The 11,993-nt window shown below is 37.5% G+C and carries 11 protein-coding genes and 1 riboswitch; of the genes, 1 reads left to right on the plus strand and 10 read right to left on the minus strand.

Features of this window, described 5'->3' with window-relative positions; genetic code table 11:
- Positions 1–11 precede the first annotated feature (11 nt).
- The 10 genes from mraY to ACSKY2_RS04050 form a co-directional block, all read right to left on the minus strand.
- The gene (mraY, locus tag ACSKY2_RS04005; RefSeq protein ID WP_489876863.1) at positions 12–1,007 is read right to left on the minus strand and encodes a phospho-N-acetylmuramoyl-pentapeptide-transferase; all 996 of its coding nucleotides are present in this window, start codon (positions 1,005–1,007) and stop codon (positions 12–14) included.
- Between the two features lie 26 nt (positions 1,008–1,033).
- Complete coding sequence (locus ACSKY2_RS04010; RefSeq protein ID WP_489876864.1) at positions 1,034–3,223, minus strand: penicillin-binding protein; 2,190 nt, start codon at positions 3,221–3,223, stop codon at positions 1,034–1,036.
- Position 3,224: 1 nt separating this feature from the next.
- Positions 3,225–3,599: a cell division protein FtsL gene (gene ftsL, locus ACSKY2_RS04015; RefSeq protein ID WP_489841001.1), complete on the minus strand. Its 375-nt coding sequence runs from the start codon at positions 3,597–3,599 to the stop codon at positions 3,225–3,227.
- A 19-nt stretch (positions 3,600–3,618) separates the two neighbouring features.
- Positions 3,619–4,563: a 16S rRNA (cytosine(1402)-N(4))-methyltransferase RsmH gene (gene rsmH, locus ACSKY2_RS04020; protein WP_489841000.1), complete on the minus strand. Its 945-nt coding sequence runs from the start codon at positions 4,561–4,563 to the stop codon at positions 3,619–3,621.
- A 37-nt stretch (positions 4,564–4,600) separates the two neighbouring features.
- Entirely contained in the window at positions 4,601–5,035 is a 435-nt protein-coding gene (gene mraZ, locus ACSKY2_RS04025; protein ID WP_489840999.1) for a division/cell wall cluster transcriptional repressor MraZ, read from the minus strand.
- A 348-nt stretch (positions 5,036–5,383) separates the two neighbouring features.
- On the minus strand, positions 5,384–5,764 hold the full coding sequence (locus ACSKY2_RS04030) for a hypothetical protein (protein ID WP_489840998.1): 381 nt from the start codon (positions 5,762–5,764) through the stop codon (positions 5,384–5,386).
- Between the two features lie 23 nt (positions 5,765–5,787).
- Positions 5,788–6,531, minus strand: coding sequence for an RsmE family RNA methyltransferase (locus ACSKY2_RS04035; RefSeq protein ID WP_489876865.1), 744 nt, complete (start codon positions 6,529–6,531; stop codon positions 5,788–5,790).
- The gene (prmA, locus tag ACSKY2_RS04040) at positions 6,531–7,484 is read right to left on the minus strand and encodes a 50S ribosomal protein L11 methyltransferase (protein ID WP_489876866.1); all 954 of its coding nucleotides are present in this window, start codon (positions 7,482–7,484) and stop codon (positions 6,531–6,533) included. The genes ACSKY2_RS04035 and prmA overlap by 1 nt, the downstream gene beginning before the upstream one ends.
- 146 nt (positions 7,485–7,630) lie before the next feature.
- Complete coding sequence (gene pyk, locus ACSKY2_RS04045; protein ID WP_489876867.1) at positions 7,631–9,052, minus strand: pyruvate kinase; 1,422 nt, start codon at positions 9,050–9,052, stop codon at positions 7,631–7,633.
- A gap of 256 nt (positions 9,053–9,308) precedes the next feature.
- Positions 9,309–10,784: an amino acid permease gene (locus ACSKY2_RS04050; protein ID WP_489876868.1), complete on the minus strand. Its 1,476-nt coding sequence runs from the start codon at positions 10,782–10,784 to the stop codon at positions 9,309–9,311.
- Positions 10,785–10,879: 95 nt separating this feature from the next.
- Positions 10,880–11,057, minus strand: a riboswitch (Lysine riboswitch).
- A 138-nt stretch (positions 11,058–11,195) separates the two neighbouring features.
- Between ACSKY2_RS04050 and ACSKY2_RS04055 the strand changes: the two genes are divergently transcribed.
- A complete protein-coding gene (locus ACSKY2_RS04055) occupies positions 11,196–11,876 on the plus strand; it encodes a phosphatase PAP2 family protein (RefSeq protein ID WP_489876869.1) in 681 nt (226 codons plus the stop codon).
- Positions 11,877–11,993 lie beyond the last annotated feature (117 nt).

Below are 11,993 nucleotides of genomic sequence, written 5' to 3' on the forward strand. Positions count from 1 at the left end.
CATGTATTTGATTAGTGAATCCAAACAATCAAATATAAAATTGCCATGAACAGTCCAATTCCCCAAAAAAAGAAATTAACTTGCCATTCATTCCATGGCTTATTGATATTACCTGTTAAGCCACCTTTTTCAAAACTGTGATGAATTGGTGTCATCAAAAAAATTCTTTTTTTAAAAAAGTGATAGCTTGTCACTTGGATAATGACGCTCAATGTCTCGATCATGAAAACAAATCCAATAATCAGCAAAGACCATTCCTGATGTAATACCAATGAATTCATGGCTAAGCCTGCACCTAGCGCCAATGACCCTGTGTCACCCATAAAAATCGTCGCTGGATAGTGATTAAAGAACAAAAACCCTAGTAGTGCACCAATCATAAGCGCATCTAACAGTACCATCGTCATATCACCTTGAATCATTGCTATAATCAAATAGGCAACATAAGCAATAATTGCTGTGCCTGATGCTAGACCATCTAAGCCATCCGTCAGATTCGTTGCATTTGACCACCCAACTAACCAAAAAATAGTAAATAATGTATAGGCAATCACACTATGCCATACACCAAGATGGAAAGGTAGGCTCAAGAAAAAATCAAACTTTCCCAAAGCTAACACGACAACGCCTAAAATTGCTGCTGCAATTTCAGAAAAAAGCTTTGGTAAAAATCGTAATCCTTCATCTCGATGATTAAATACTTTAATGCTATCATCAAATGCACCAACGATGGCAAAAACAACAATAGCAATAACGGTTGCCCAACCTGTTGAGCCAACATGTCTTGTCATAAATGATAATATAATAAAACCAATGACAACAACTGGTATAAAACCTGCCCCACCCATGGTTGGTGTCCCTGCCTTGGCAGCATGATCAGGCTCATGTTCACCTGTGCGCATAACCAATTGTGCAACCTTTATTTTTTTAAACCAATCTCGTAAACGAGGTACTACCAATACAGTAGCAATCAGACCAAATAATAGTCCTAGTAAAAAAGTCGACATCTAACTACTCCTCTCACTCACCTAAATTAATTCGATGTATTTGGCTCTTTAAATGTAATCGTTATTTCATGATAACCATCAGATAACTTTGTATGCGCCTTGACTGATTGTGCAACAGCAAAACCGTTACCTTTAATATTTACTTTAATATCCGCTAACTCAGACCAAGCTAATACATCACTCTTTGCCCAACCACTCATATTTGGCACAGCGATGTTCTCTCCTGTATTTAAGAAAATTCGTTGACCAACTAATGACTTCTGACCTCCAGTTAGGGATTGTGCCTTAATTGTCTGACCATTTCCCATAATAACAGGCGTTAAGCGATTTGACTTCATTTCTTGTTTCGCATCTTGTGTCAAGCCACCGACAACCGTTGGTACTTTAACTTCCTGATTAGCACTAATGACGACTTTATTATCACTCGCTGACATATCCAAAGCTTGTTTCATGACCGTTTTAAATACGTCTGACATGTCTGCTGTAATATTATCAGTATTTTGCTGCGGTTGTTTCGTAACAATATACATTAAATATCGTGGATTATTTGATGGGGCCATGCCCATCCAAGAATGAATTTCATTTGTATTATCACCAGGCGTTGAATACCCTGTTGATGTTGCCATCTGAGCTGTACCAGATTTACCAGTTGTTTTCACATCTGGAATAGCATATTTTTGACCTAATCCATATTTTGAATAAATAACATCTTCCAATTGTTTACGAGTCGCCTTTGCGGTTGCCTTACTAATTGGTTGCGCAACAACTTTCGTTTTAGGTTGCGAGATCACTTTTTTCGTATTTGGATCGACAATTTTTTCAATAATTTGCGGTTTTAATTCCTTACCATTGTTAGCAATCGCAGAGTATGCTTGCATCATTTGTAACGGTGTCACTGAAATAGCTTGTCCAAAAGCGGTGTTGGCTTGCTCTATTGGATATTGGAATTGAATACTCCCTTTTGCCTCACCATTGAAGCCAGAATGAGTTGATTTTAAGAATTTAAACTTTTCTAAATAACTATGCCAAGTTTGCGCGCCCATCTTCTGTTCAGTTAATGCCATCGCGACGTTTGAAGATTCAGCAATACCTCGCGCATAAGTGATTGTTCCCCAACCTTCACCATTATTCCAATCAGTAACTTTCTTATCACCTATTTTCAACGTACCAGATTGATAAGTATCATTAGCGTGCCAATTATTAGAATCAATAGCTGCCGCTAACGTAATCCCTTTTAAGACAGAACCAGGTTCAAATGCACTACCATATAATTGATTGGTCCATAAATCACCAATACCTTCACCTGTAGTCGCATTATAAGTTGGACGTTGGGTTGTCGCCACTATTTTACCTGTTTTCGTATCCATCACAACAGCAATTGCTGCTTTAGGTTTCATATCATCAAATAATTTTTGCATACTTTTTTCAAGTATTGTCTGTAATTTCATGTTAATTGTCGTGTAGACATCATAACCATTCTGCACGGCTAAATTTTTTTTGGATACCGAACGGTCTGTTGTATCAGAAGAAGTTGTTTTAACACCATTGCGCCCTGTTAACTGTTTGTTCCAAGCTTGCTCTAAACCTGTTATTCCAACAATAGACTGTGATCCGCTACTTGTTTCCTTTTTCGTCAGTCCAATTAAATCTGACGCAAAAGTACCATTGGGATAGAGACGTGACTCGCTCGTTGTAAAAGTTAATCCAGGAATTGCTAAGGCTTTTAATTGTTTATACTTTTTAATTGTTAAATTAGTCCCTGCTTCACCAAATTGTACTTGTTGTAAATCATTTTTACGACCATTTTTAATTGAATCTTCATAGGTTTTTGGTTGTCCACCAATGACTTTTGCAATGGCTTTCGCAACAGTTGCATCTTGGCTCTTTTTAACATACATCGGCCTTCCTTTTGCCGATTTTTGACTTTTGTCTAATACGGCTGCCAATGTATAAGTCGTTGAAGATTCAGCTAGCGGATTACCAACCGAATCAAATATTTCACCACGTTTTGCCGGAATTTCATTTTGACTACGATAGATTAGCTGGGCTGCCTTGTCTAACTTATGACCTCTCACATCTTTTGTGATAGCGACATAAGAAAAACGGACCCCCAACACAACCAGTACTAGCATCATCAATATAAGCAAAATTCTACCTGTATTGCGACTATTTTTATCCGATTGGTCACGTTTTGGCATCCGTTGTTTTTTTACCATGCTACTTTACGTTCCTTATGTTTTGATTTTTTAGTGTTAATCCTTTTTTCTCGGCAACTTTATTCAATCGATCTGGGCTAGACAAGTTGCTGACTTCTTGCTTTAGGTCATTATTTTTATCACGTACTTTTTCTAATTGTGCTGAGGTTGCGGATAATTGTGTGTTCGCTGCCGCACTTTTATTAGCCATATAGATAACCAAAAAAGACATCACAACAACCGTGATGATAGCTGCACCCACCATCATAAAATCCATTGTGTCCCATTTTGGCTTAACCATTCTCATTTTGACCATCTTCGTTTTACTGGTCATTTTTGGTTGATCAATTTGTTCCGTCACGACATTGCTATTGTTGTACTTGGGCAATCCATCCATAATGCAGCCTCCTTAATTTTTATTTGATACGTTCAATAACGCGTAACTTTGCGGAATGAGCTCGACGATTAGTTTCTAATTCCTCAGCAGATGGCAAAATAGGTTTGCGTACGACTAATTTAAAATCTGGTTGCATTTCTTCCGGAATAACTGGCAATCCAGCTGGTAAGTCGGGTATTGACACTTTTTCTTTAAACATTGTTTTGACTAAACGATCCTCTAACGAATGAAAAGTAATGACAGCAATGCGACCATGAACATTTAACATATCCAATGCCTGAGCTAATGATTCCTCAACTGCACCTAACTCATCATTAACAGCAATTCGAATGGCTTGAAAGGTACGCTTTGCTGGGTGACCACCTTTTCGTCTAGCAGCTGCCGGGATAGCAGCTTTAATAATGTCTACTAATTCAAATGTTGTTTCAATTGGTTTGATTTCACGTTGCTGTTCAATTTTTCTTGCAATTTGTTTGGCAAACTTTTCTTCACCATACCGTGAAAAAATACGTAATAATTCGTGAAATGACCACTCATTAACGACTGTACGCGCATTCAATCGTTGTGATTGATCCATACGCATATCTAATGGTGCGTCGTAGTTATATGAAAAGCCACGCTGACCATCATCAAATTGTGGTGATGAAACGCCTAAATCATAGACAATACCATCAAATGATGACACACCCTCTGCAACCAAGGCCTCTTGTAAATTGCGAAAGTTGGTTTGAATAAAAGAAACCTTTCCTGCTGCTAATTCATTTGCAAGATGTTTCTGATTATAATTAATGGCTGTCACATCCTGATCAAAAGACCATAATTTACCAGTAATTAAATGACTAGCTAATAATTGAGAATGACCACCACCTCCAAGTGTTGCATCAACATATATCCCGTCAGGTTTAACATTTAATGCTGCAATCGCCTCATTCAATAAGACCGTCACATGTTTAAATTCTGTCATTAGCTTTCAAATTCCTTTCAAATTGACCCTAAAGCCTTTAAAAGCCTAGTTCTTCCAAACCATCGGCAATATCATCGAAGTTTTCGGCAGTTTCATCTTCATAAGCTTGCCACTTTTCAGTGCTCCATAACTCAAAGGTATTTTCTCCGAGACCGAACACTGTGACATTTTTTTCAATCTTTGCATATGTACGTAATGTTTGTGAAAGATTAATACGTCCCTGTTTATCAAATTCAACTTCAATCGCACCACCAAATACAAAACGCTTGAATTGACGAGCTTTTGCATTTGTTTCTGGTAACGCATTAATCTTTTTTGAAAAGTCTTCCCAACCACCAATTGTGTATGCACGCAATGAATGATCCATCCACCGTGTAATCACAAATGACTCACCCAATTGATTTCGGAATTTAGCCGGAATAATTAACCGATTTTTTGTATCCAATGAGTGTTGATAAGTGCCCATAAACATCAGCTAATTCCTCCTTACTAAATTTAAAGTAGCGATAAATATAATTCGCCAATTTATTCAACTATTCAATACATTTAATTTACCACAATATCCCACTTTCAACCACCTTTCCCCACCACTTCCCACCTGTTTTTTTCAACTTTTATTTTCATAACGCTTGACCTAACGGCTTGTAGGGACTTTTTTAACATAAAGTTTACAATTATGCGTATTTTAAAAAACAAAAATGTGCTCATATCTCACGGTGTTACGGTTTTACCCTATCAGTTTCTATCTTTGATTTATTGTCAAAAAAAAAAACGCGTCATCGAATTACTTCGATGACACGTTAACGACATATTATCACGATTAAATCTTACTAAATCCACCATCAACTGGAATTTGCTTATCAATGTCAATTTCCTCTTCTTGACCACTGGTAAAGGCAAATATTTCAATAATCAAATATAATGCAGCAAGGTAATACCCATAAAATGATGAATTAATTTGTAGCCAAACAGATATTAGGAAAATGATTGGCCACACAAACAACAGTACCCAAAATGCACCAGTATGGCGTAAAAAACGGCCAATAACAACACTAAACAACATGTTAATGATAAACAGCGACACGATAATTTTAAAATTTACTGTTAAAGCTGTTAAATTAATTAAATAGGGTACCAATATACCGAAGATTGGCATTAAAATCCAAAAACGCCAATCAAAAGTTTTACTGAACTTATTCATATCAAATCTCCTATGCTCAATGATTATTTATCTAATTCTACAACGTAACTAAGCACGCTTAGCGCATACATTGGTGCTGTTTCAGCTCTCAAAATACGTGGTCCTAACCCAACAGGGATAAATCCCTGTGCTTTTAATTGATCAATTTCTTGTGGGGCCAATCCACCTTCAGGCCCAAACAAAAAACATACTGCATCATTGGGGCATAATGTCTGTAATTGTTGCACTAATTGACTTGTTTCACCTTGTTTGGCACTTTCTTCCCATGCAACTAATTTTAAACTACGCTCGGGTAAAATAATACTATCTATGTCTGTCACATATGATACATCGGGTACTTGCAAACGGTGGGATTGTTCCGCAGCAGCTGTGGCTATTTTATTAAGACGGGCAATTTTCTTAATAGCCTTTTCACCCCAATGAACAACTGACCAGGCTGTTTCAACAACAATAATATGATGTACGCCTAATTCAGTCGCTTTTTGTACAACTGTCTCTGGCTTATCACCTTTAGATAAGCCAATGATAATTGTTGTATCAACTGGTAACTCAACCGTTATTGCTTGGCGAGAAATAGTCGTCATGAGCACGTGTTTGCCCTCAATTCGACTAACCTTCGCAATAATAATTTCTTGGTGATTTGGTAACACAAATTCCGCTTGTAAGCCTTCACGAGCTCGTAAGACAGTTAAAAAATGATGCACCACTGCTTCAGGCAGTTCAAACTCTGCTGTTTGTGGTGTCTTGGTTAAAAAATATCTTTGCATTAATTATCCTCATTTTTAAACTTAGCAATGATACCATACCAATCACCTAATTTCATTGATTGTTCAACAAAAAAACCATTGTTTTCCAAATCTGAAATCATTTTGTCACGTTTATCATAGTAAATCCCAGACAATAAAAGATGTCCTTTAGGTTGTAGTACATGCCCCACTTTTGGAATTAGTAATGCCAAAACTTCTGCTAACATATTTGCAATGACAATATCATATTTTTTTTCTGGCACTGCTTGAAGCAAATCACTAACAATGAGTGTAATATGGCCTACTTGTGGATTTAGGTCCAAATTTCCCTGAGCAGATTGGACGGCAACCTCATCAATATCTGTTCCCAGTACTTCTTGTGTCCCTAACAATTGTGCAGCGATGCTTAAAACACCTGACCCAGTCCCAATATCAAGCACTGTTTCACCACCACGAACAACCACTTCTAGTGCTTGCATCATTAATTGTGTTGTTGGATGAGTACCTGTGCCAAATGCCATCCCAGGATCTAAGACAATCACTTGCTCATCAGACTGCGCCAATGCATAATTTTCCCATTTCGGTACAATCGTCAAATGTCGTGTGACACGTACAGGATGATAATATTTCTCCCATTCAGTTGCCCAATCTGTATCAGCCACCGGTTGAACAGTCACAGTTCCAGGATGTGCGTCCAATCCAAATTCAGCAAGTTGCGCAACCGCTGTCGTTATTTTTTCAATTAATGATTGGCTATTTGATGTGTTTGCAAAATAGCCGCTAACCGCAGCACCACTCGCACGATGAATGATATCTTCCTTCTTAACCATAACTGTTTCATCTGACGGTTGATAATGATCTAATTCGGCAGCATCATCAATTTCAACACCTTCTGCACCACAGGTAACCAAAATATTACTAATTGCTTCAATCGATTCAGTCTGTGTCTCTACAATAATTTTTTGCCAACTCATGACTAGCCCTCATTTACTTTGTTCTAACTGAATTAAGAATACCACAAAATAGCGTCATCGCGCATTATCTAAATATGTAAAAAGCGCTTTGTGCTAGCATCTAGTCACAAGGCGCTTCAAAATTTTTAATGACTAAAAACAACGTCTTAGTCAATCGTCACAATTGTCATCAAGTTAGTTGTACCTGAAGTGGTTACAGGAATACCTGCTGTCACAATAATTGTATCACCTTTACTTGCAAGACCGGCCTTAACCGTTTCTGTCTTTGCCAAATCAATCATCGCATCAGTATTTTCAACTGGTTCAGAAACGATTGGTTGCACACCCCAGTAAATACTCAACATACGTTGAACATCTTCAGTAAATGTCAATGCCAAAATATCAGCATTTGGACGGTACTTTGAAATCATCTTTGCAGTGTATCCCGAAGTCGTCGCTGCAACAATGGCCTTAACGTTCAAATTACCAGCGGCTGTTGCGACTGCTGCCGCAACTGATTCAGTGACGTCAGTTGCATCAAAGTGATCATCATGACGGCCATTCATAACCAATGATGTTTCTGCCTTTTCATCAATACGTGCCATCGTTGCAACTGCTTCAACTGGATAGGCACCATTTGCTGATTCACCTGACAACATCGTAGCATCAGTACCATCAAACACAGCGTTAGCAACGTCAGATGCCTCGGCACGCGTTGGACGTGGATTTTCTTGCATTGAATCTAGCATATCAGTTGCCGTAATAACTGGCTTACCAGCAGCATTCAATTGACGAATCAAATTCTTTTGTACCAATGGCACATTCTCTGCTGGAATTTCAACACCCATATCACCACGAGCAATCATCAATCCATCAGAAACTTCCAAAATTTCATCAAAATTATCGATTCCTTCTTGTGATTCAATCTTTGGGAAAATCATGACTTCTTCATGATGTGCTTCAGTTAGTAATTCACGGATTTCAAGAACATCAGCAGCTTTACGAACAAATGAAGCAGCGATATATTGAATACCATTCTTTAATCCAAAACGAATATCATCAGCATCCTTTTCAGTAATACCAGGTAAGTTAATTGAAACACCTGGTGCATTAACACCTTTACGTGATCCCAAAATACCATGGTTTTGTACTTCAGTTACTAATTCGTGGTTTGCATCATCTTTTTCAGTGATAACCATGTCAAGCTTACCATCATCAAACAAAACATGTCCGCCAACATGAACATCATCAAATAGTCCAGGATATGTAACAGCAATCTTCTCTTTTGTTCCTTCAATAGAAGCATCCATTGATATACGGACAACATCACCAATATTAAATTCGATCTTACCCGGCTCTTGAACAGTTGTACGGATTTCTGCACCCTTCGTGTCCAACAAGAAACCAACCTTCTTGCCTGCAGCTTTTTCAGCCTCATGAACTGCATTCATTCGTCCTAAATGTTCCTCATGATCCCCATGTGAAAAATTAAAACGGACAACATTTGCGCCAGATTCGATTATCTTTGTAATCGTCTCCACATCAGAGCTGGCTGGTCCAAGCGTTGAAACAATCTTGGTTTTTTTCATGATTTAAAACTTCTCCTTAGTAAAAGATAATTGGTATTTCTATCTATCTGAAATTCATTGTACTATTTATCACTTTCTTTGTATACAAATTCAACTCGTCATTTGTTGCAGTGTTAGAACAATTTTTTTCTTGTCAAAATAAAAACCTATTTATATTAAGGAATAAAGCGCTACCATTAATTTAGCTATAAATCGTAAATAATTGCTATAAAAAAAGAATTAGAACAAAATGCTCTAATTCTAACAAACTTCTAAATTAATCTAATGGACGGGCATCAGTATCTAAATCAACTTCTGTTAATTTACGTACCTTGGTATGATTCTTAAGCTTATAACCAAAGTACAATACAATAAATAGCGGTACTGACATGTATGTTGTAATAATCCCGGGCCAATTCCAATTTGCAATGCCACCCTTAAATGCCGTCATATCTTGACCAACAACAACAATAATTGACAATACTAAAGCAATAATTGGTCCAACAGGGAACCACTTTGCTTTATAACGCAACTTATTGACATCACGACCTTGTGCAACAAAGGCACGTCGAAAACGGTAATGGGAGATGGCAATACCAATCCACGCTATAAAACCAGTTAAACCAGATGCAGCGACTAGATAATAGTAGATATCGCGACCGAAAATTGATGTTAAGAACGTTAATAGTCCAACAGCTACTGTGGCAATAACAGCTGGCACTGGAATACCTGTTCGAACATTAACACGCTTAAATATTTTTGGTGCCATACCATCCAAAGCCATAGAATAAAGCATACGAGTAGATGCATATAGACCTGAATTTGCTGATGAAACAACGGCCGTTAAAATAACGGCATTCATAATTGATGCTGCAGCGGCTAATCCTGCTGACTTAAACACCAGCGTAAATGGCGACACTGCAATATTCGATTCACTTGAACGTAGTAGGTTAGGGTCCTTATAGTAAATAACTGCCCCAATCACAAAAATGGCAAGAATATAGAATAACAAAATTCGCCAGAAAATTTGCTTTATTGCTGCTGGTACTGATTTTTCTGGAGTTGCTGACTCACCAGCAGTGATACCAACCATTTCTGTTCCTTGGAATGAAAAACCTGCAACCATGAAGACAGATAAGATACCACCAAAACCACCAACAAAGCCATGATGACCACCAGCCGAAAGATTACGAGCAACATCTGGTTGTTTAAACATAATCCCTAAGATCGTTAACAAACCAACGACTAAAAATGCCAAAACTGCGATAACTTTAATCATTGCCATCCAAAATTCTGTTTCTGCATAAGCCTTAGCTGATAACAAATTAATCACCGTAATTAGTACCAAAACTGCCGTTGACCAAATCCAACTTGGTACATTTGGCAACCAAAAGCCCATCACAACACCAACCGTAGCTGACTCTAAGGCAACTGTGATTGCCCAGTTAAACCAATAATTCCATCCCATCGCAAAACCAAATGCTGGATCAACAAAGCGATCTGCATAAACTGAAAACGATCCAGAAATTGGCATATATGTCGCCATTTCACCCAAACTGGTCATTAAGAAATAAACCATCACACCAATCACAGCATATGCCGTCAAGGCACCCATTGGTCCAGCCTGTGCAACTGTTGCACCTGAGGCAACGAACAAACCAGTTCCGATTGTTCCACCAAGTGCAATCATTGAAAGATGACGGGTTTTCATAGTCCTTTTCAGGTATCCCGTCTGTTGTTGACTATCAGCCATAATTCCTCCTAAACAAAGGCCTAACGCATTTAAAAAACGAAAAAATCCTAGTTTATACTTCTATCGTATAAACTAGGAACTGATTAGTTTTTAGTATTGTCGATAGCTCTCCGCAGCCGACTATTTTGCCGCGACAGTCTGCCCACTATTAATGTACACACCAACAATGAATACCACCATATTCATCATTTCGGCAACCGCCCCTTTTATTTAACCTTACTGTCCGTCGACTAAGCTAAACTACTCTTGTTGATTGCAACCTCTATATTATTAAATTTGTATTTTAAATATACATTAATTTATTTTGCTTTGTCAAGCTGTATTTTAAGCAAAGTAAAAACTATTTAAAGCTTTAAGTCGTTTACGTGTTATTTATTACACACATGTTAAACTTAGTTGAGGAAGTATTTCATGAAATTTAACTGGGTAAAGGAGTATGGGCATATGATTATCGCAAAATCCCACCGACGTTTCATAACGTTAATTATTAGCTTATTATTGTTTATTGTCATTTCAGTGCTAACTTTTGGACATCAAGGATTCTTAAATAAGTTCATGCAGATAAATCATGCCATTGCAAGAGGCATTATTCCTGAATGGCTTGAATACATAATTAAACCTGCTTATTTTTTTAGCCATGGCATACCTGTAGGCGTCATTATTTTTTTAATAGCCTTTCTTTTATGGGGGTTTAAATTTAAAATACCCGCTATGTGGATTTTACTGACTAGTTTAAGTGGTTGGCTAATCATTAACATCCTATCATTGTTTTTTAATTCAGCGACTAATGGTACAAAAATCGTTTACCCTGCCCACACAACTTTTTTTATGACGCTACTAATATCTTTTATATTAACAATAATTGTGCCTGAAATTGCTAGTAATACCTTACAGTTTGTCTGTCAAACAGGCTTATTGTTAATTTGGATTGCAACATTTATGATGACCCTACTGTCACCTCATTATAATCTTGCGGCAGCCATTGCAGGTTGGCTATTAGCACTGGCTTGGCTACAATTTTCTGAAAATGTTTATCGTATGTATGCTGTACCACTTTATCATCGGCGCGTTTTCCGCAATTCATGGTACTAACAAACTATATCATTAATGCATTAGTCCTGTTATATACAATCAGGGACGTGAATCTCACAATTGATCCACGTCCCTTTAAAATGTAACAAAACATTGCAGCCTGCTACATGCTATTTT

It is taken from the genome of Weissella sp. ESL1156 (genome assembly GCF_058505625.1).